The organism is Saccharopolyspora erythraea (genome assembly GCF_018141105.1).
Lineage (GTDB): Bacteria > Actinomycetota > Actinomycetes > Mycobacteriales > Pseudonocardiaceae > Saccharopolyspora_D > Saccharopolyspora_D erythraea_A.
This window is the reverse complement of record NZ_CP054839.1, coordinates 4,075,832-4,096,510: the sequence shown is the minus strand read 5'-3', so window position 1 is coordinate 4,096,510 and position 20,679 is coordinate 4,075,832. Positions and strand designations below refer to the sequence as shown.

Annotated in this window: 16 protein-coding genes; 9 read left to right on the top strand and 7 right to left on the bottom strand. The window is 71.7% G+C overall.

Annotated features, from left to right (window positions below):
• Positions 1-59: 59 nt before the first annotated feature.
• Positions 60-1,349, bottom strand: coding sequence for an IS110 family transposase (locus HUO13_RS18400; RefSeq protein WP_249124048.1), 1,290 nt, complete (start codon positions 1,347-1,349; stop codon positions 60-62).
• Positions 1,350-1,549: 200 nt separating this feature from the next.
• On the opposite strand from HUO13_RS18400, the gene HUO13_RS18395 reads away from it, so the two are divergent.
• On the top strand, positions 1,550-2,878 hold the full coding sequence (locus HUO13_RS18395; RefSeq protein ID WP_211902529.1) for an MFS transporter: 1,329 nt from the start codon (positions 1,550-1,552) through the stop codon (positions 2,876-2,878).
• A 52-nt stretch (positions 2,879-2,930) separates the two neighbouring features.
• On the opposite strand, the gene helR is transcribed toward HUO13_RS18395, so the two are convergent.
• Complete coding sequence (helR, locus tag HUO13_RS18390; RefSeq protein WP_211902528.1) at positions 2,931-5,138, bottom strand: RNA polymerase recycling motor ATPase HelR; 2,208 nt, start codon at positions 5,136-5,138, stop codon at positions 2,931-2,933.
• A gap of 600 nt (positions 5,139-5,738) precedes the next feature.
• Here helR and HUO13_RS18385 point away from each other — a divergent pair.
• Together HUO13_RS18385 and HUO13_RS18380 are read left to right on the top strand one after the other, a co-directional pair.
• Positions 5,739-6,896 carry an IS701 family transposase gene (locus tag HUO13_RS18385; RefSeq protein WP_211902527.1) on the top strand — a complete coding sequence of 386 codons (1,158 nt, stop codon included), beginning with the start codon at positions 5,739-5,741 and terminating at the stop codon, positions 6,894-6,896.
• Between the two features lie 114 nt (positions 6,897-7,010).
• Positions 7,011-7,856, top strand: coding sequence for an isocitrate lyase/PEP mutase family protein (locus HUO13_RS18380; RefSeq protein ID WP_211902526.1), 846 nt, complete (start codon positions 7,011-7,013; stop codon positions 7,854-7,856).
• 42 nt (positions 7,857-7,898) lie between these two features.
• Here the strand turns inward: HUO13_RS18380 and HUO13_RS18375 are convergent, their stop codons facing one another.
• Positions 7,899-8,585, bottom strand: coding sequence for an AfsR/SARP family transcriptional regulator (locus HUO13_RS18375; protein WP_211902525.1), 687 nt, complete (start codon positions 8,583-8,585; stop codon positions 7,899-7,901).
• A gap of 759 nt (positions 8,586-9,344) precedes the next feature.
• Between HUO13_RS18375 and HUO13_RS18370 the strand changes: the two genes are divergently transcribed.
• Positions 9,345-10,160, top strand: a complete 816-nt coding sequence (locus HUO13_RS18370; RefSeq protein WP_211902524.1) for a helix-turn-helix transcriptional regulator — start codon at positions 9,345-9,347, stop codon at positions 10,158-10,160.
• A 16-nt stretch (positions 10,161-10,176) separates the two neighbouring features.
• Here the strand turns inward: HUO13_RS18370 and HUO13_RS18365 are convergent, their stop codons facing one another.
• Positions 10,177-10,329, bottom strand: a complete 153-nt coding sequence (locus HUO13_RS18365) for a hypothetical protein (RefSeq protein ID WP_211903430.1) — start codon at positions 10,327-10,329, stop codon at positions 10,177-10,179.
• A gap of 593 nt (positions 10,330-10,922) precedes the next feature.
• On the opposite strand from HUO13_RS18365, the gene HUO13_RS18360 reads away from it, so the two are divergent.
• Positions 10,923-11,744, top strand: coding sequence for an alpha/beta fold hydrolase (locus HUO13_RS18360; protein WP_211902523.1), 822 nt, complete (start codon positions 10,923-10,925; stop codon positions 11,742-11,744).
• A gap of 129 nt (positions 11,745-11,873) precedes the next feature.
• On the opposite strand, the gene HUO13_RS18355 is transcribed toward HUO13_RS18360, so the two are convergent.
• Together HUO13_RS18355 and HUO13_RS18350 are read right to left on the bottom strand one after the other, a co-directional pair.
• Positions 11,874-13,178 carry a flavin monoamine oxidase family protein gene (locus HUO13_RS18355; RefSeq protein WP_211902522.1) on the bottom strand — a complete coding sequence of 435 codons (1,305 nt, stop codon included), beginning with the start codon at positions 13,176-13,178 and terminating at the stop codon, positions 11,874-11,876.
• Between the two features lie 175 nt (positions 13,179-13,353).
• The gene (locus tag HUO13_RS18350; protein ID WP_211902521.1) at positions 13,354-14,370 is read right to left on the bottom strand and encodes an ATP-binding cassette domain-containing protein; all 1,017 of its coding nucleotides are present in this window, start codon (positions 14,368-14,370) and stop codon (positions 13,354-13,356) included.
• A 413-nt stretch (positions 14,371-14,783) separates the two neighbouring features.
• On the opposite strand from HUO13_RS18350, the gene HUO13_RS18345 reads away from it, so the two are divergent.
• A complete protein-coding gene (locus tag HUO13_RS18345) occupies positions 14,784-16,001 on the top strand; it encodes an MFS transporter (RefSeq protein ID WP_211902520.1) in 1,218 nt (405 codons plus the stop codon).
• The gene (locus HUO13_RS18340; protein WP_211902519.1) at positions 15,998-16,768 is read left to right on the top strand and encodes a thioesterase family protein; all 771 of its coding nucleotides are present in this window, start codon (positions 15,998-16,000) and stop codon (positions 16,766-16,768) included. Before HUO13_RS18345 ends, HUO13_RS18340 begins: the two co-directional genes overlap by 4 nt.
• A 30-nt stretch (positions 16,769-16,798) precedes the next feature.
• On the opposite strand, the gene HUO13_RS18335 is transcribed toward HUO13_RS18340, so the two are convergent.
• The gene (locus HUO13_RS18335; protein WP_211902518.1) at positions 16,799-17,299 is read right to left on the bottom strand and encodes a MarR family winged helix-turn-helix transcriptional regulator; all 501 of its coding nucleotides are present in this window, start codon (positions 17,297-17,299) and stop codon (positions 16,799-16,801) included.
• Between the two features lie 234 nt (positions 17,300-17,533).
• Here HUO13_RS18335 and HUO13_RS18330 point away from each other — a divergent pair, with 234 nt between their 5' ends.
• Together HUO13_RS18330 and HUO13_RS18325 are read left to right on the top strand one after the other, a co-directional pair.
• Positions 17,534-18,919: an MFS transporter gene (locus HUO13_RS18330; RefSeq protein ID WP_211902517.1), complete on the top strand. Its 1,386-nt coding sequence runs from the start codon at positions 17,534-17,536 to the stop codon at positions 18,917-18,919.
• A 198-nt stretch (positions 18,920-19,117) separates the two neighbouring features.
• Positions 19,118-20,497: an aminotransferase class V-fold PLP-dependent enzyme gene (locus tag HUO13_RS18325; protein ID WP_249125014.1), complete on the top strand. Its 1,380-nt coding sequence runs from the start codon at positions 19,118-19,120 to the stop codon at positions 20,495-20,497.
• Positions 20,498-20,679 lie beyond the last annotated feature (182 nt).

The following is a 20,679-nucleotide window of genomic DNA, read 5'->3' as shown; positions in this document are numbered from 1 at the left end:
GCCGATAGCCGAGCGAAGGACACCGCATGACACCCCTTGTGTCAACCTCAAGATCGAAGTCAGGCTGCGGTCTGTTGTTCGACCTGGTGTTGGGTGGCTCGGTGCAGGGTCGGGTCGTAGGGCGTGTTGTTTTGCCAGCAGCGCCACATCACCCTGACCCAGGCTCGCGCGAGGATGCGGGTGGCGTGGGGGTGGTCCTTGCCCGAGGCGCGGGCCCGGTTGTAGATGTCGGCGGCCCAGGGGCTGGCAAAGCGACTGTTCGCGGCGAAGGTGGTGATCGCCAGACGCAGGCGTTTGTTGCAGGCCCAGCGAAACGACACGCTGCGTTGTTTGCCGGATGCCTTGGTGACCGGGGTGATCCCGGCCAGTGCGGCGATCGCGTCGGGATGGCCGAACGCGGCGCGGGCGTCGCCCCACTCGGCCAGGATCTGGGCTGCGTTGATGGTGCCGGCACGGGGGAAGGACCGGAAGATTTCCCCGTCGGGGTGGGTCTTCATCTTCTCGGCGATGCAGCGGTCGAGGTCCTTGATCGCGGTATTGAGTGTGGTCAGAAGGGTGACTTGGGCCAGCACGGCGTCCCGCACCCCGGCACAGAGGTCGGGCTCGGTCACGCCGGCCGGAGCGGCACGCAGGCGGGCCAGCAGCACCGCAGCGGGCTTCTTGCCCGAGTAGCCCTGTTCGGCGCAGAACGCGGCCAGCCGCTTGTCGGTCAGCCTGGCCGCGGACGCGGCCGTTGGGTACCGGGTCAAAAACGCCAGCGCGATCGCCGAGGCGACGTTGGCAAAGATCGCCTCGGCTCCGGGCCAGTAGGCCTGCAACAGCGCGGCCAGCTGGTTGGTCGCAGCCACCCGGGCCTCGACCAGGTCGGCTCGGGTACGGACCACGGCGCGCAATCCCTTGGTGTGACCCGACAACGGCGCGGCGGGACGCAGCCGGTGGATGCGCACCCGCAGGTAGTCCGCGATCACCGCGGCATCACCAGGGTCGCTCTTGGCGCCGGAAAGCACCTCGGCTTCACGCCACGCCTTGATCGCGTTGGGTTTGACCGGCAGCACCGGATGCCCTGCCTCCAGCAGCGCATCCACCAGCCGCCCGTCCGGGCGCTCGATCGCGATCGGCATCTGCTCGGGCCGGCCGAGCTTGCCCAACCGGGCGGCCAGCCGAGCGAACCCGGCGGCGGTGTGATCGATGGTGAACGCGACGACCCTGCGGCCGTCCCGGTCCAGCACACACACAGCGTGTTCGACCGCGGCCCAGTCAATCCCGACGAAGAACAACGGCCCATCGTGCTGCGACAACAACGATGCCGCCTTCCTGATCACAATCCAGGGCAGGCACCAGACGGACACGAGGGAACCGACAGCAGAGTGGTCACTAACCGGCGCTCTACGGCGCATCCCTTTGTCATCGCTTCACGGTTCCAGGGAAGCCGGGGGCGGCAGTGTCATGCAAGCCCTCGAAGGGCGACCAAACCAGGCCGTCACCCCGACTTCCGCCTAGTTCCTACCACAAGCTCCATCCAAGAGCTCGCACGGAAGAGGGTGCACTAGTGACCGGATCGTCTGACAACGCCGTCCATCCGGACCAGACCGCGCCACCCGCGCAGCAGTGGAGGTGGTCGTTCGTTGCCGCGATGGCCGGCTACATCGACGCCGGGTCGATCGTGGCCGGTTCCGTCGCTCTCGGCTCCTGGGTGTCGCACTACGGGCTCTCCGACAGCACGATCGGCCTGCTGGGGGCGTTGAGCCCCAACGCGATCTCCGCCGGCGTCGGCGCGCTGGTCGGCGGATACATTTGCGACCGCTACGGGCGCAAGAAGATCTACGCCTACGACCTGCTGCTGTACATGTTCGGCACCCTGCTCATCGTCTTCGCCGCCGACGTCTGGATGGTCTTCACCGGCTACGTCCTGGTCGGCCTGGCCGTGGGCGCCGACATCCCGGCGTCGTGGAGCCTGATCACCGAGTTCTCGCCCGCGCGGCGCCGCGGCAGGCTCGGCGGGCTGGCACAGGTCCTGTGGTCGCTGGGCCCGGTCGTGACGCTGCTGCTCGGGCTCCTCCTGCAACCGCTGGGGATGCTCGGTGTCCGGCTGCTGTTCGCGCACCTGTTCCTTGTCGCGCTGGTGACGTGGTGGATGCGCCACGGCGTCGGCGAATCCGCCCGCTGGGAGCGGGAATCTCGCGCCACGGCGGGCACTTCGCACCCCCTGCGGGCGCTGCGCCTGCTGCTGTCCGGTCGCGGGCTGACCGCGGTGCTGGTGCTCACCGGCATGTACGGCATCTGGAACCTCTTCGCGGGCACCAACGGCTTCTACACCCCGTACCTGCTCGCCGCGATCGGCGACCAGAGCGAGGCCGCGAGCGTCGGTCTGCAGTGCCTCTACTTCCTGCTGGTGGCCGCGTTCACCGCGCTGGTGTTCATGCCGCTCAACGACCGCGTGAACCGGCGGGTGATGTTCGCGGTGTCGAGCCTGGTGCAGCTGGCCGGCGTGCTGCTGCTCGCCTTCCTCCCGCTGAGCTCGTCGGTGGCGCTCGGCTACATGGTCGCCATCGGCGTCGGCGGCGGGTTCGGCGCGCAGCACTTCTTCCAACTCTGGTCGGGCGAGCTGTTCCCCACCAGGCTGCGCAGCACCGCGCAGGGCCTCATGTTCGCCGTGGTGCGCATCGGCCTGGGCTTCTGGAGCCTGTTCGTACCGGCCGTCAGCGCCACCGGGTTCCACAACCTGGCACTCATCCTCGCCGGTTTCCTCGTGGTCTCCGGTCTCATCGGCACCCTCTTCGGCCCGAGGACCGAAGGGCTCTCCCTGGAGGAGATCGAGGCGCGGCACGGGTGGAGCGCCGACACCGCATCACCACGGGCGGCGCCGGCCGCCGACTGAGGAGGCAGGGGTGGGGTCGACCTCACCCCTGCCTCGGCTCAGTTCACCATGCCTACCGCCGATTCCCGGCCTGGGCAGGTGAGCCGGCTTCGGCGAGACCGGCCAGAGCCCGCGGCAACGGGCCGTGGTGCAGGACACCGAGCCGCTGGGTCGCGCGGGTGAGGGCGACGTATAGCTCGGCCGCCCCGCGCGGGCCGTCGGCGAGGATCCGCTCCGGTTCCACGACCAGGACGGCGTCGAACTCCAGGCCCTTCGTGTCCGACGCCGCCACCGCGCCCGGCACACCCGGTGGCCCGATCACGACGCTGGTGCCTTCGCGATCGGCTTCGTCCCGCGCGAACTCCTCGATGACAGCAGGCAGCTCGTCCTCGGTGACCTGCCTGGACCACGGCCGGACCCCGCACGAGCGGACCGACTCCGGCGGCTGGACCCCGGGTGCGAACTCGGCGAGCAACGCGGCGGCGACGGTCATGATCTCCGCAGGAGTGCGGTAGTTCACCGACAGCGAGCGGTAGACCCAGCGGCCGGGCACGTACGGCTCCAGCATCGCGCCCCACGATGTCGCACCGGCCGTCGACCGGCGTTGGGCGAGATCGCCCACCACCGTGAATGAGCGGTTCGGACAGCGCCGCATCAGCACCCGCCAGTCCATTTCGGACAGTTCCTGGGCCTCGTCGACCACGACGTGCCGGTAGGTCCAGTCCCGGTCCGCGGCGGCTCGCTCGGCGAGCTCGCGGGTGTCCTGCTCGACGAAGCGGTCCGCGAGGTCCTCGGCGTAGAGCAGGTCCGTGGCGAAGAGGTGGTCCTCGTCGTCCATCGAGTCCTGGCGGTCGACGAGGATGTCCATCACGCCGGCGGCGTACTCCGCCTCGGCCTTCCGCTCCCGCTCGGCGGCCAGCTCGGCGGACTTCTCAGCCGCCTTGTCGCGGCCCAGCAGGTCGACCAGCTCGTCGAGCAACGGCACGTCCGAGACCGTCCAGGCGTCGCCATCGGCACGCGACAGCGCTTGGTCGGCGCCTGCCGCCCGCAACCGTTCCGGCGACGTGTACAGCGACGCCAGCAGCGTTTCCGGTGTCAGCATCGGCCAGAGCTCGTCGAGCGCGGCGGTGAACCTGTCGTTGCCCGCCAACTCCGCGAGCAGGTCCGCCCGCATCTGCTCCCGCGCTTGGCGGTCCGACCGGGACAGCCAGCCCCGGCCGATCCGGCTGATCGCCCGTTCGGTGAGCACATACGTGACGATCTCGGTGAACACCGCGCGGGCCTCGTTGTGCGGTAGCCCGCTCGCGCGCGCCTCCTCCCTTGCCCACTCCGCGGTCTCGGCGTCGATCCGCACCGTGACGTCGCCCAGCTCGATCGGCACCGGCTCCTCCGGCAGCCGCTGCCGATCGGCGACCGCCGCCGCGAGCACGTCCAGGATCTTCAGCGAACCCTTGACGCGCGCGGCCTCCGGGGTGTCGTCGGCGGCGACGCGCAGACCGGGCACGAAGTCGCCGGTGGTCATGAACACCACGTCGGACTCCCCCAGCGACGGCAGAACACGGCCGATGTGGTTCAGGAACGCCGGATTGGGGCCGACCACGAGCACGCCGTGGCGTTGCATCCGCTCCCGCTGGGTGTAGAGCAGGTACGCGACGCGGTGCAGCGCCACCACGGTCTTCCCGGTGCCGGGGCCGCCCTCGATCACCAGCACACCCGGGTGGTCGAGCCGGATGATCCGGTCCTGCTCGGCCTGGATCGTCGCCACGATGTCGCGCATCCCCTCACCGCGCGGCGCGCTGACCGCCGCGAGCAGGGCCGCGTCCCCTCGGTCGGCACCGCCGGGGCGGCCGAACACCTCGTCGGTGAAGTCGGCCACCTGCCGCCCGCGGGTGTGGAACTGGCGGCGCCGGCGCATGTCCTCCGGGGACACCGCGGTGGCGACGTAGAACGCGCGGGCCGCCGGCGCCCGCCAGTCGAGCAGAACCGGTTCGTACTCGTTCTCCTCGTCGAAAAGGCCGATCCGGCCGACGTAGCGCCGTTCGCCGGAGAGGCTGTCCAGCCGGCCGAAGCACAGCCCGTTGTCGGCCACGTCCAGCCGCTTCGCCTCCCTGGCCAGGGCGCGCACCTCGACATCCCGTTCCACGGGTGTCCCACCGTTCCCCCGCAACGCCGCGTCGTACTCACCCTTCACCCGCGCCCGCTCGGCGTCGAGCCGCGCGTAGAGCCCGGCCACGTAGCCGCGCTCGGAGCGCAGTTCGTCTTCGTACTCCTGGGTTGACACATTCCCCTCACTGCGGCTTGTTACCGATCTTCGTCGTCGTCCAGTCCGGCACTTTCCCCCGGTTGGACGTTCTCGCGTGTTCACGCCGACAGTTCCCCGGCTGACGGCACACGCCCTGCGCGACTCCCGTTTTCGCAGGTCCCGGCTTCGGCTGGCGATTCTGCGGCATACCCCGGGTCTTGCCGCAAGCCCCCCGGTGCGCTATATGTTGAGAGTGGCGGGGAGTACGCACTCCCCCTTCGGCATCGCCTGCCGCCGCCCGCTCCGCGGTCAAGCACACCCGCGCTCATCGAAAGTGGACAGACGTTCCAGCGGTGGTGCTCCGGCCTCTCTCGCGCCTGCGGAGCTGTTACAGCACTCCTGGCAAGTACCGGACCGAGCGTCGCCTGTTTCGAACGCGCTGCTCCCGACTCCGGCAACTAGCTGTCAAATCCGCGTTCCGGCCTCGGGCACCCACCTACCTTGTGCGGAGTCGGCGGCACCACCGAGCCGGGCCGCGCCCACACCACGGCAGCGACCACGCTCGGCCGCGGCGGCCCCGCCCACATCGGCGCCGCCGGTGACGACCGACCTGGTACCGGAACGACCGATTGGAACCCGATGCCGCACATGGGTGCCCCGCTGCCGAGGTCCGCGTCCCCGATGCCGCGGGAGGCGGTGCTCACCGAGCTCTGCGAGTCCCTGTTCGCGCCGCTGCCGCGCAGCGACCAGCGCAGCAAGGGCGTCCAGTACGTGCGCGGGCTGCTCTCGGCGTCGGGCCGCAAGTCGATCCGCAACATCGCGGCGGCGACCGGCGGCAGCGCTTCCGAGCAGGGGCTGCACCACTTCGTCAGCAGTTCGACCTGGGACTGGGCACCGGTGCGCCATGCCTTGGCCCGCCACGTCGTCCGCACCCGCCCACCGCGGGCGTGGGTCGTGCGACCGGTGGTGATCCCGAAGACCGGGCGCCATTCGGTCGGCGTCGAACGGCGGTTCTTCCCCAGCGCGGGCCGCGTGCTCAACGCCCAGCAGGCGGTCGGCGTCTGGGCCGCCTCCGAGGTCCGGTGCGATCCCGTGGAATGGCGGCTGCGCCTCTCCGAGCGGTGGCTCTCCGACGCCGCCCGGCGCGCGCGTGCCGCGATCCCGCGGGAGATCGAACCGGAGACGCTCGGCGACTGCACCATCGCGGCCTACCTGACCGCGATGTGCCGCGGTGGGCTCCCGAGACTGCCGGTGATCTCCGACGGGCGCGACACCGACCCGTTCGCCATGACGCGGGCGCTGCAGATGACCGGAACGCCCTCCCTCACCCGGATCGCCGGATCACTCCCGCTGGTGGTCACCGACCCGACCGCGGGCCCGCGCGGCGCGGAGCCGCGGCCGGCAAAGCACATCGCCAACGCGGCCAAGGCCAGGCGCCGGCCCGCCGCGGGCACCACGCTGGCCGCCGGTGTGCGGGTCAGGATGCCCGGTGGCGCCGGGCGCTTCCAGCGCGACGACCTCCTGCTGCTCGCCGTCGGCGAGGTCGGCGCACCGTGGGCGGGCGAGCTGTGGCTGACCGATCTCGTCGACCTGGCGCCCTCGGAACTGCTGCGGCTGAGCCGGCTGCTGCGCCGGGTGGAGTCGGACTTCACCGGCATCACCGAGCAGGTCGGCATCATGGACTTCGCCGGTCAGTCGTTCGACGGCTGGCACCGGCACGCGACGCTGTCGTCGATGGCGCACGCGGCCACCGCGCTGGACGACCGCGACAGGAGTGCGCTCACCTGCGCGTCGTGAACCGCGTCACCATCGGCCACGTTCACCGGGACGGTCCACCAGCGCGGATCGCACCAGCTTGCGCGGGTGCAGAGCGGGGCGTCGCGGCCGGGTGGCCTCCCTATACTCGCGATCATGCCGGTCGAGGAGCACGGTCATCAGAACGTTCCCGCATCGCTCGGGGACGACGCCCGCCAGAAGCTCGCCGCCGACGCCGCCGTCCTCCGCGACCTGCACGTCCCGAAGCGCCCGCTGGTCCTGCCCAACGCCTGGGACGCGGTGACCGCGAGGCTGGTCGAGGAGGCTGGATTCCCCGCGGTGGCGACCACCAGCCACGCGGTGGCCGAGTCACTGGGCTTCGACGACGGCGAGGGCGCTCCGGCAGCGGAGATGTTCGCGGCCGCGAGGCGCGTCTCACGGACGGTGTCGGTTCCGGTGACGGTGGATTGCGAGTCCGGCTACGGGCTGCCCGCGGCGGAGCTGGTCGCCCGGCTGCTGTCGGCGGGCGCGGCGGGGTGCAACCTGGAGGACACCGACCACCGCACCGGCGGGCTGGCCGATCCCGGCTCCCACGCAGCACGGCTGGCCGAGGTGCGCGCGGCCGCCGACGAGGCCGGGGTCCCGCTGGTGATCAACGCGCGGGTCGACGTGTTCCTCCGCGCCGCGCTCACCGGCGATTCCCGCCCGCGGTCCGAGCTGGTCGGCGAAGCCCTCGAACGCGGCCGGGCCTACCTCGCCGCCGGTGCCGACTGCGTCTTCCCCATCATGGCCGGCGATCCCGGCACCATCGGCAGGCTGGTGGCGGGACTCGACGGTCCGGTCAACGTGCTGCACGAACCGGACGGACCCGCGCTGTCGACACTCGCCGAGCTCGGTGTGAGCCGCGTGTCGCTGGGCCCCGGGCTGTTCCGGGCGGCCGAGAACTGGCTCCGCGGCGAGCTGCGGAGCCTGTCGGAAAGCGTGCGCGAATCGGCCGGCTGAGCCTCGTGGTCCGGTCGCCGGCGAGTGCAGGCGACCGGGCGCTCATGAGGCCAGTTCGCCGTCCCCGACGAGGATCGAGCGCTGCAGATCCTGAAGTCCCCGGTTGGGTTCCAGCCCCAGCTCGCGGGTCAGGGTCTCCCGCGCGTCGTTGTAGACGCGCAGCGCGTCGGCCCGGCGTCCGCGCTGGTAGAGGGTGATCATGAGCTGCCGGTAGAACTCCTCGTGCAGCGGGTGCTCGGCGATCAGCATCCGCAGCAGCCCGACCAGCTCCTGGTGGCGGCCGAGAGCGATCCCGGTGGAGACCACCGCTTCGAGGCACTCCAGCCGCGCCTCCTCCAGCCAGGTCGAGTACCTGCTGATGATCGGCCCGCCCCGCACCTCTCCGAGCACCGGCCCGCGCCACAGCGACAGCGCGGACTGGAAGGACGTCGACGCCTCCTCGTAGCGCTGCATCCGCATGCACACCCGGCCCTTGTCCATCAGCCGCTGGAAGGCGTGCACGTCGAGGGCGCCGGGACCGACGTGCAGCACGTAGCCGGGCGACCTGGTGGTGATCGGTCTGCGCTCCTGGCCGAACCCGCCGAGGAACTTGCGCAGCTGCGACACGTACACGTAGAGCCCGTCGACGGCCCGCCGGGGCGGGTCGTCGCCCCAGATCTCGGTGACGAGCTGGTCGACCGGGACCACCTGGTTCGCCCGGAACAGCAAGGCCGCCAGCACCAATTCCACGTGCCGCGAATTGACCGGGACATCACCTCCCTGGTCCACGACCCGCAACGGTCCTAGCATTTTGTACCGCAAACTTCCTGACCCCCAGGACAAGCGATAGTTGGCCGCCACCGACACCCGCGCGACCGGACTCCTTGCAGAGTTCGATTATGTACCACCTCCAATCATGCAAGCGCAACAGCCGCGAGCGTTCGGAGCAGCCGTTGGCGCCGTCTGGTTCAGCACCGCCACGAATCAGCTCAGCCGGACAACGACATTCCACGCGCCGTGGTTCCCGCGACCGCCACCCGCCAGGACGGCGCATCGGAAGTCGTTGCAGTGGCACGGATCGGAGCCTGCGGGGGAAACGGACCGATCACCGGCGCGGCACCGCCGAACGGGCGCCGCACACCCCGGTGTCCGGCTTCACAACAAATACTCCCAATTCGGGTAACGACACGCTTCCGCGCTTCGCTGCGCGGCCGGACACCAGACGTCGCACGGCACCATTCCGCCGCATAAGAGCCATTTTAGATTCGCATTAGGTGGTGCGGTGACAATGAGCGGCGCCAACTCCCGCGGCCGGAAGGCAATGGCGTGAGTCCGCAACGACGCACGTGTGATGCATTTCCGCTGCATTCCTGGTGCATCGCGGCCGGATCGCACGCGTTGCCCGAAGCCTTCCGATGCCCGCGCCGCTCGGCCGTCCACCGGTCGGCGCACCGCACCGCGGACGGGGGTCCGGCACGAACACGTTCCGAACGCATGGGGGTTAGAACCGTGAGCACACTGGAACAGCCGCGGACGCGGCGCAGACCCACCCTGGGCGAGCTGTTGCACCACGCCGAGAAGATGGCCGAGATCGCCGTCGCCCTGCACGAGGACCACCGCACCCCCGCCGCCGCGCGGGTCGGACCGCCGGAGTCGCCGGAGCTGGTGGTCGCCAAACTGATCCACCAGGCCGGGCATCGCGCGGTCTCGGTGCGGACGAGCTGCCCCGGATGGCCGGCGTCCGGCGAGTCCCAGCTGTTCCACCACCTGCAGACCGAGCTGCTCGAACGCGGCGCGGCGATGCGTCTGCTGGTCGGCACCGGCGCGGGCACCGACGTGGCAGGCCTGCGCGGCCTGGCCGGTTCCGGCGCGCGGGTCCGGATGTCCTCCGGTGAGCTGCCCGTCATGACGATCGTGGACGGGCGGACCTGCCTGCTGGGCTCGGCCGGGGAGCACGGGCGCGTCCAGCTCGCGGTCGTCCACGACCCCGCGGTCGTGCGGGCGTTGCAGGTGCTGCACGACACGACGTGGACGCACGCGTTCGGGATCGATGCGCTGCGGGACATGGACATCGACTGGGACGACGAGTCGGTCACCCGGCAGGTGCTGCGCCTGCTGGGGGCCGGCTACACCGACGAAACCGCCGCGCGCAAGCTCAACCTCTCGGTCCGCACCTACCGCAGGCACATCGCCCACCTGATGGCGCGCCTCAAGGCGAAGTCGCGGTTCCAGGCCGGGGTGCTGGCGGCAGCGCTGGGACTGATCGAGCCGGAGCAGTTCGGTTCCAGCACCCCCGGACCGGGCGCCGCACCACCCGGACGCTGACGCCTGCGGCGTGCGCTCACCCGGGCGCCTCGAAGGTCAGGATCCGCTTCTCGGCCATGAGCGGCCTGGTCAACGGCGGCTCCGGCAGCCGGAAGCGCCTGGCCCAGGGCGGCGCGGCGCCGGCGATGACCCGGACCGACTGCTCGGCGCGCACCCGCTGCGCGCCCATCCGCGTGATGAGCGTGAGCCTGCCCGGTTCCCGGTGCGCGCCGCCACTGACTCGGCGTCGAGCACGGCGGCGAGGTGCGAATCTGTGACAGTCATCTTCCGCTCTTGGTCTGACCGGTCCGGACCTTGGTGGTTGAGCCGGGCTCGCGCGGCCCCGCCGACGCGCCCGGTTTTCCGGTGGTGCGGGCGCGATGGGCGAGGGCGGCGTCGACCCCGCACCGGCGGCGAACGGCCGCCAGACCGGTTCCCGGCTCGGACGAGCGCTCGCTCCTGCGCCGGACTCGATGTGGCCGGTCGAATCTTGCAACGGTTCAGCCGCCGCGCGACGCCGTTGACAGCTTGTTGCCGCATCGCGTTTCCGGGGCCCTGCGTCGGCGGCTGAGGTGCCGGGCTGTCCCCCGAACTTCCCCGAACCACCGAAAAACAGCACAGGACACGGAATTGGCCAACGCATGACCCAAAAAAGTCCTTTTCGTGACCTGCTCTGCTGATGTCCAGCTCTAGAGTGTTGCTTCCACAGGAGACGCCGGCCGGTCACTTGCCGTTCGTTCCACCGCAGCGCGCGGTCGGCTACCCGACAGAAGAGGCCACGCCATGTCCCACATCGCCATCGCAGGCCGAAGGCTCCACTACGAACTCGCCGGCAGTGGTCAGCCGGTAGTGCTCGTGCACGGTTCGTGGGACGACCGCTCCGGCTGGGACCCGCTGGTGCCCCTGCTCTCCTCGCGGCTGCACGTCCTGCGCTACGACCGGCGCGGCCACGGCCGCAGCGACGGCGGCACCGCCGCCGGAGCACTGAGCGAGGACGTCGAGGACCTCGCCCGGCTGCTCTGGGATCTCGGCCACGCGCCCGCCCACGTCGTGGGGCATTCCTACGGCGCCACGGTCGCGCTGCTGCTGGCCGCACGGCATCCGCGGCTGTGCCGCGGGGTGACGGTGCACGAGCCACCGCTGTTCGGAATGCTGGCGGACACCCCGCACAACGCCGAGTTCGACGACGTGCGCGAGCGCGCGGCAAAGGTCGCCGAGCTGCTCGGCGCGGGCGAGCGGGAGGTGGCCGCGCGGATGTTCATCGACGAGGTCGGGTTCGGCCCCGGCACCTGGGACGGCGAGCTCGATGCCCGGCGCAGGAGCACCTTCACCACGCACGGGCCGGTGTGGCTGGCCCGGATGGCCGACCCGGAGCCACCCACGCTGCGCGCCGAGCACTTCGCCGAGATCAGCACGCCCGTGCTGCTGACCCGCGGTGATCACGGGCTGCCCTGGTACCGGCCGATCATCGACCTGCTGGCCGACGCCATCCCCGGCGCCCGGAAGCGGACGCTGCACGGCTGCGGGCACGCGCCGCAGAACACGCACCCGCGGGAGTACGCCGCCATCGTCACCGGCGAGGCGACCGCCCCCGCCGAAGGCTGACCCCCGCGGCTTCCTCGGAGAGGCACCGGTGGCCACCGCCATGCGATGCGGGCGGCCACACCGGCGCCGAGCGAGTTTCCCGGTCGCCATGGCAACCGGGAAAACGACGGCCTGACGGGACGCGTGGCGTCAGATGACCGGCTGAGCGGGTTTGGCGAGCCTGCGCACCAGCGCGTCGGCCACCTGGTAGCCGTTCTCGATGGCCCCCTCCAGGTCCGGGTGCCAGCTGCTGCGGTCGGCCCCGGCGAAGTGGACCAAGCCGTGCGGGCGTTTGAGGTGCGGGCCGTGCGCGGTGAGCTGCCCCGGCGCGAACGCCAGGTAGCTGCCCTCCGACAGCGGGTCGGCCGCCCACCGCTTCGCCTCGGTGTACAGGCGCGGCTTCGTCAGCTCGAAGACGTCCGCCAGATCCTCGAAGAGCACCTGGACGTCGAGGTCGGCGGACTCTCCCGTGGCGAACCCGGTGGCCACCCGGCGGCCCCGCAGCCACGCCGCGGGAAGCGGCGCTCCGCCGATCACCACCCGGTGCTTGACCTTCACCGGCTCCTTGCTCACGGCGATCAGCTTCGTGGCCCGTCCGAAGCGCAGCGCGCCGTAGAGTGCCTGCTGCTGCGGGTCCAGAGGCGGGTCGAACTCCAGCGAACCCGCCTTCGACACCGGCACCGCGACCACCGCCGCACGGGCCTCCCAGCACTGGTGCGGGTCGGCGTGCACCGCGACCTTCTCGCCGTCCTGGACGACCCGGTTCACCGGCGTGCCCAGCACCACCTGGCCGCGCAGCCGCTCCCGCAACCGGATCGACAGCTGCTGCGTGCCCTCCGCGATCTGCAGCGAGAGACCATCGCGCAGCGTCGGCAGGATGCCTCCGGCGCGGTGCACCCACCACACCACTTGCAGTAGCGAAAGCCGGTCGGCGGGCACGGTGGAGAAGCTGGCGAACCCCGAGTCGAGGAGGTCGCGGGCGTGGCCGTGGACGTGCATCCGGTCCAGCCAGGAGGACCAGGACTGCTCGTCGAGCTCCGCCGCGCGGGCGGCCGTCCAAGGTGCGATCGGAGAGACGCCGACTGCCATGCGCTTCAGCTCGCGCAGCGCGCGCAACGCCGCCGGCGCCTCCGACGGGCGGATCCCCGGTACGCGCGACACCCGCGCACCGCCACCGGTCCGCCACATCACCGGCGCCACGCCGTGGAAGGCCGACGGCCGCACGGTCAATCCGAGCTGACGTGCCAGCCCGCGCACGTGGTGGTGGTGCGGACCGAAGTTCTCCGCGCCGAGCTCCACGACCTCCCCGTCCACGACGCGCGATCGGGTGTGCCCGCCCACCTCGTCGGACGCCTCGACGGTCAACGTCGTCAGCCCGGCCTGCTCCAGGTTCCACGCGGCGCTCAGACCGGCCAGTCCGGCGCCCACGACGACGACATCGACGACGTCGGCCATCGTCCACCGCCTCCCCACGGATCGTGGCGGCGCCCGTTCCGCCCCGCGAACGGGAGCCGCGAACGGGCCCGGCGCGGCGGATGGCAACCGCCTCAACAAGTCGCATTCACTGTAGTTCTGCTTTAGTGCCATGGTCTAGTCATTTGAACTGGATCAGCTTCCTGCCAGCAGGTTCTCAGGCGGCCATGGCGGGGTCTTCGACCTCCCACACCGCGCAGCGCTGCGAGGCCAGCCAGTCCAGCGCGCGGCCGGTACCGGCTCCGGAGATCGACACCCGGAACCGCCCGACGAGGGTGCCCGCAACCGGGACGACACCACCGCCGAGGTAGGTCATCGCGATGCCGAACCGGCTGACCGCCAGCGGGAGGAGCGAGCCCACGGCCGCGTACCCGACGAGCACGACGTCCACGAGACACGCATCGCCCGGCAGTCCGGAATGCGGCGGCCCCGCGACGACGGGACCCGCGACCGGGTCCAGCAGCAGCTCCGCGGTCCGGCTGCGCCGCCTGCCCAGCAGTTCGAGCACCGGCCCGCTCTCCAGCACCCGCCCGCCGTCGAGCACCACGACGTCGTCGCAGAGGCGGCGGACCACCTCCGAATCGTCGGTGGCCAGCACCACGGTGAGCCCGAGCTCGCCGCGGACCCGGTCCAGCACGGTCGCCAGCGCGCCCCCGCCGCCGGAGCCCACGTGCTCGTCGGCGTCGTCGAGCACCAGCACCGACGCCCCCGCGGCGAGCACCTGTGCGACCTGCAACCGGCGCAGTTGCTCCGGGCGCAACTGGAACAGGCTCGCGTGCGACTCCGCCCGCAGGCCGGTCAGCTCGAGCAGTTCGGCCACCCGCACCTGCCGCGCGACGCGGTCGAAACCCGCCAGCTCGAACGGCCGGGCGACGTTTCCCGCCACCGTGCACTCGTGCAGCAGCGCTTCGCTTTCCGGCACGAAGCCGACAGGTCTGCGCGCAGTGCGTCTTCGGCCGCCACGCCGCAGCGCCACCGGACGACCGGAGACGGTGACGCGGCCGGAGTCGGTCGCGTCGAGCCCGGCCAGGCAGCGCAGCAGCGAGGTCTTGCCCGAACCCGCGGGCCCGACCACGCCGCAGATCGTAGCGGGCGGGACCCGCAGGTCGACCCCATCGAGGACGGGCACCGCCCGGTGCGGATGGGTCTTGCAGAGGTTCTCGACCGCGAGCACAGCAACTCCCCCGGAAAGGCCGCACACCGGACGCGAGGAGGACCCGCTCCTGCACCGGCGGGGCAGGTGACCACCACACCGCACGGGAACCCGCGAGCCCGCGCCCGGAAAAATCCCAGCGGATGTGAGTACTACTTCAGAGCGATACTCTAGCCATATACGTCCTATCGTGCTGTTATCGATCTGATGCTTTCTGAATATGCCACGGACAGTCGATCGAAGTGAACATCCACCACGGGCGGGCATCGCATCGGCGCCACGGTGGCGCGAGGCCGTCCGCGGACCGGCCCACCCACCGGACGGCCGCACCGCGAACTAGACCACCGCCCTAGACCATGGCTACAGTCCGGTGTCGGCGGCAGCCGCCTCCCGGCCACCTCCAACACTCCCGCCGCCGCGAGACGAGGACGGGCATGACCACACACGAAGGGGGCCGGGGCGGACCTCCGCGCGCGACCGGTCCGATGATCTTCATCCTCACCCTGGCGATGGCGCTGCCGATGCTGCTGCTCTACGCCATCGGGGTGCTGGGCCCCGTGCTCGTCTCCGACCTGCGGATCAGCCGCTCGACGCTGGGCTCGCTGACGGCGGTGTGCTTCGCCGTGGCGGCCGTCCTGTCGCTGTGGGCCGGCCAGGGAGTCGGCCGGATCGGCGCCCGCAGGGCCACGATCGCGCTGTTCGGCGTCGTGGCGCTCTCCTTCGGGCTGATCTCGGTGAGCACGAGCTTCGCGATGCTGGTGGCAGGCGTGGCGCTGTGCGGACTCGCCCAGGCGCTGGCCAACCCTGCCACCAACAAGGTCATCGCGCTGCACGTCCCGCCCGAACGCCGGGGCTCGGTGGTGGGTGCCAAGCAGTCCGGGGTGCAGCTGGCCGCGCTGGTCGCCGGTGCCGCGCTGCCCACCGCCGCCGTCCTGCTGGGGTGGCGGGGCGCGCTGGCGCTGGTGATCCCGGTCTCCCTGGTCGCGCTGGCGGTCTCCTGGTCGGTCATCCCCGGTGAGCAGCCGGCACCGCTGGCGGCGGGGTGGTCGAAGCTGGTCCGCCCCAACGCGAAGCTGAGCTGGCTGATGCTCTACCAGCTGTTCCTGGGCGCCGGGCTCGCCGCGTTCACCACGTTCCTGCCGCTGTACGCCACCGAACAGCTCGCGACCGGCGAGCAGCAGGCCGCGCTGATGATCGCCGGCTTCGGCATCGCGGGCATCGTCGCCCGGATCGGCTGGACCTCCCTGGCGGGCAAGCTCGCCGAGCCGCACGGGCTCCTGCTCGGGCTCGCGCTGGCCGCGGCGGTGTTCGTCGGCGCGGTGTGGGCCAGCGGCTGGTTCGGGCTGCTGCCCGCCTGGATCGGCAGCATCGGGATCGGGTCGACAGCGGTCGCCGCCAACGCCGTGTGCATGCTCGCGGTCGTGCGTGACCGCTCGTACGGGCAGGTCACCCACGCGTCGGCGCTGGCGTCGCTGGCATTCTTCTCCGGTTTCGTGGTGAGCCCGCCGCTGGTCGGCGCGGTCGCCGACGCGGCGGGCGGGCTCGGTGCCGCGTGGCCCGTCCTGGCGCTGGAGCTGGTGCTGGCGGGCGGCTGCGCGGTCGGCCTGCGGCGGGCTTCGGTCGCGGTGCGGGCCGCCGAGGACGCCCGGTGAGCGCCGCTCCTGCGTGGTCGCCCGGTCCGGCCGGCGAGAGCTGGCAGGCTGCGGAAACGGCGGCCGGACCGTGGTCGCCGGACCGGGTGCACGGAGGTGCGGTCAACGCGCTGCTCGGGCACCTGCTCGGCGCGGTCGCGGCGGACTCGCGGGGCGAGCTCGTCCGCGTGACCGTCGACCTGCTGCGCCCGGTCCCGCTCGAACCCCTGACCGCACGCACGCACCTCCTGCGCGACGGGCGGCGCTACTCGGTGGCCGACGCGACGCTGTGCGCCGGCACGCCAGTGGCCCGCGCCGCGGCGCTGTTCGCCGTCCGCGACCAGACCGACGACCGCACCGCCGAGTCGTCACCACCGCTCACACCGCCGGAGAAGTGCCTTCCGCACCGCGAGCACGCGGCATGGCCGTCGTTCAACGACGAACACCTGGAAATCCGCTTCGACCCGGACCCACCGGACGGGCTGGCCGCGGTGGCCTGGGTCCGGCCACGCACGCCCCTGGTCGCCGGCAGCACGCCGGTCTGCGGGGTGCTCGCGGCGTCGGACCTGCTCACCGGGCTCAGCGGTGGCATCGGAACCGACGACCGCGCCGCGCTCAACGTGGACAGCACGGTGCACCTGGAACGTTCGCCCCGGCCGGGGTGGATCGGCATCGCGGCGCACCCGCTCGTGCGGCTGTCCGGCGCCCCGGTCGCCGAAGGCATCGTCCACGACGAGCACGGCAGGGTTGGGTCGGTGCGCCAGAGCACCGTGCTGGTTCCGGTGTGACCGGCTGGGCCCGTGCGAAGCCGGCATGGGTCAGCCTGCCGAGCCCGCCTCCACCTCGGCCTGCTCCGCCCTGGACGCGTTGCCCAGCACGTTGATCAGCAGGGTGCGGAGCTCGCGGCGCCGCCGCTCAGGCACACCGGCCATGAGGTCCTGCTCCAGCTCCGCGGCGATCTCCTGGGCGTCGGCGATCAGCTCCTCGCCGCGCTCGGTCACCACCAGCACGTTGCGCCGCCGGTCGCCGGGATCCCGGCGCCGCTCGACCAGTCCGCGGTCCTCCAGGTCGTCGACGACGGAGACCACCGAGCTCGGCTCGACCTCGAGGCAACCGGCGAGGAACTGCTGGGTGCACTGCTCGGGATGCAGGTGCAGCACGCTCAGTACCGAGTAGTGGCGCGGCCGGACGTCGAGGCGCTCCAGGCGCGAGCGGAACAGCTCGGTCGACAGGGTGCCTGCCTTGGCCAGCAGGAATCCGATGTTGTCGGCGATCCAGGGCGGCGCGGCGTCCCGGTCCCGTTCACTGTTCTTGGCCACACCGCACTATAGCCGACCTGCGCCAACGACTACTAGACAACACAGTTCGCCCGCTGAACGAATCTCAGCGCCCGCGACGGGGCGGGAACCAGGCACCGCAGCCCGTGTCTTTCGGTGCCGCAGAGCATGAAGACGGCGCCAGCGGGCGACAGCGCGAGCACCGGAAGTCGGCACACGCTTGCCAACTAGATGGCAAACCCTATTATTGTGCTGCCTAACTGTTCAGGAGGAAAAATGAATCCATCGCTGCGGTGGTGGGCGCTGACCCTGGTCGTGGCCGCCGAGTTCGTGGTGTTCCTCGACATCGCGATCGTCAACGTCGCCCTGCCCACGATGCGCACCGATCTCGACCTCGGCGCGGGCGAGGTGTCGCTGGTCGTCGACTCCTACCAGGTCATCTTCGGCGGCCTGCTGCTCGTCGGCGGCCGCATCGCCGACTTCTTCGGGCGCAAACGCGTGTTCCTGCTCGGCTTCGCGATCTTCACCGCCGCCTCGCTCGGTGCCGGACTGGCCACCAGCGGCGCGCTGCTGATCGCCAGCCGCGCGGTGCAGGGCCTCGGCGCGGCGCTGCTGGTGCCCGCGACGACCGCGCTGATCGTCGCGGTCTTCCAGGACGAGCGCGAGCGCTCCAGGGCTTTCGGGATCTGGGGAGCGATGCGCGCGGGCGGAGCTTCCTCGGGTGCCGCGCTCGGCGGCCTCATCACCCAGGCGCTGGGCTGGGAATGGGTCTTCCTGATCAACGTGCCGATCGGGATCGCCGTCCTGCTGGCGGGTCCCGCGCTGCTGCCGCACCTCGACGCCGACCCCGGCGCCCGCCCCGGTTTCGTCGGCGCGCTCCTGGGAACCGGCGGTCTCCTGGTGCTCAGCGCCGCCTTCGTCGAAGCGCCCAGCGCGGGGTGGACCGCCCCGCTCACGCTCGGCCTGACGGCGGGGGGCGTGGTGCTGCTCGTGCTGTTCACCGCGCTCCAGGCGCGTTCGAGCAACAAGCTCGTCCCGGGCCGGGTGCTCACCCGCACCGTGGTGGCCACGACCACGGTCAGCCTGCTCTACGGCGCCTCGCACATCCCGCTGTTCCTCCTGCTCTCCTTCTACCTGCAGAACAGCCTCCGGTACGAGCCGCTGCTCGCGGGCGCCGCGATGCTGCCGGTCGGCCTGGTCGTCATGGCCTCCTCGGCGACCCTGGTGCCCCGGCTGATGAGCCGGTTCGGCGCGCGCTCGACGCTGCTGACCGGTCTCGGGCTGCTCGCGGTCGCGCTGCTCGTGCTCGCCAGGGCACCGCACGACGGCGGCTCGTACTTCGTGGACGTGCTGCCCGCCGGCGTGGTGGCCGCGGCCGGACTGTCGTGCTGCTTCTCCGGGGTCACCGTGCCCGCCGTGGAGTCCGTTGCCGACCAGGACACCGGGATCGCCTCCGGCCTGGTCAACAGCGCGCAGCGGATCGGCAGCGGTCTGGGCGTGGCGGTCCTGCTGCCGCTGCCGGCGGCCGGATTCAACCCGCAGACACCCGCACTCGTCGGTGCCGCGGTGTTCGCGGCACTCGGAGCACTCGTGGCGATGGCCGCGATTCCGCCCAAGCAGACCGGGATCTCCGAGGTCAGGCAGGCTGAATCCGCGCGGTAGCAGCGGGTCCACCATTGACTGTTTCTGTAGTACTGCTCTAGTGTGCGACTCGCATAGCTGCCGACCGGCCGCGGCTCACGGCGGAAACGTCCACAACGGCGCGCGGTACGCCGCCGCGGCCGGAGGCTGACGTGGCCGTGGCAGCGCTCCCGCCGCAACGGCCGCACCTCCACGGCCGGTCCGACCTGAGGAGAAGCCGTGCCACACTCTCGCGGTCCGCGTGCCGACATCAGCCCACTGCCCGCCGTCATCGGGGCCGACCTGCGCGTGCCGGTGGTCTCCGGCGAACTCGTGCCCCACGCCAACCTCGACCACGCCGCGACCACACCGTGCCTGCGCCGCGTGCACGACGCGGTGCGCGACGTGCTCCCGTGGTACGCCAGCGTGCACCGCGGCACGGGCTTCGCCTCCCAGGTGAGCAGCCGCGTCTACGAGCAGGCGCGCGACTCGCTGCGCCGGTTCACCGGCGCGGCGGCCAACTCGGAGGTGCTGTTCACCCGCAACACCACCGACGCGCTCAACCTGCTCGCCCGCTGCCTTCCGCGGGGCACCCCGGTGCTGCGCTTCGACACCGAGCACCACGCGGCACTGCTGCCGTGGGCCACGGACTCCGTGGTGGGACTGGGAATGCCGGACTCGCCGGATGCCGCCGCGCGGCTGCTGTCGGCGGCTTTGCGCAGGCTCCCCGCGGGACCGAAGCTCGTCGTGCTCACCGGCGCGTCCAACGTCACCGGCGAGTTGTGGCCGGTGGCCGAGCTCGCCGAGATCGCGCGCGGGCACGGCGCCCGTACCGCGCTGGACGCCGCCCAGCTCGCACCGCACCGCCCGCTGCGCATGGCCGAGTGGCAGGTCGACTGGGTCGCGCTCTCCGGCCACAAGATGTACGCGCCCTTCGGCGCGGGCGCGCTGATCGGCTCCTCTGAGTGGCTCGCCGGCGCCCGGCCCTACCTGGCGGGCGGCGGCGCGACCGCCAACGTCACCGCGAACTCGGCCGACGGCGCGCACGTCACATGGTGCGGACTGCCCGCCCGGCACGAGGCCGGCTCCCCGAACGTGGTCGGCGCGCACGCGCTGGCGGCCGCCTGCGACGAGCTGACCGAACTGGGCTGGGACCTGGTCACCGCGCACGAGCAGGCTCTCGTCGAGCGGCTGCGCGAGGGGCTGGCGGCGTTGCCCGGTGTGCGGCCGCTGTCCATGTGGCCCGGCAGGCCGGGCGTGGGTGTGGTCTCCTTCGCCATCGATCCCCACGCCGGCAAGACCACCGACGCCGACCTGCTCGCCGCCGCGCTGTCTGCGGAGCACGGCGTCAGCGTGCGCAGCGGGCTTTTCTGCGCGCACATGCTCACCAGACGCCTGATGTCGCGGACCGGGGCCGAACCGGGCCCCGCGCTGCGCGCGAGCGTGGGCCTCGACACCACCCCCGAGCACGTCGACCGGCTGCTCGCGGGCCTGGAGCAACTGCTGCTCGACGGCCCCAGCTCCCACTACCGGCTGCTCGACGGCCGGTGGGCACCCGACCCCGACCCCCGCCCCTTCCCGGCCTTCCTCGGCGAAGCCGAGTTGCCCGCGCCCGCCTGACCGCTCGACGACGACACGAGGCGCCGATGACCCGCCGCACCCGGGCGGATCGGCCGCAAGCGGCCGAACGGCCGAATTCCCGGAGCACCCACGACGGAAACCGGGCGCCATGATTTTGCCGCCGCAATCAGAACGCGCGAACCGATTTCGGCGAATTCGCGGAATTCGAAGATCTCACCTCT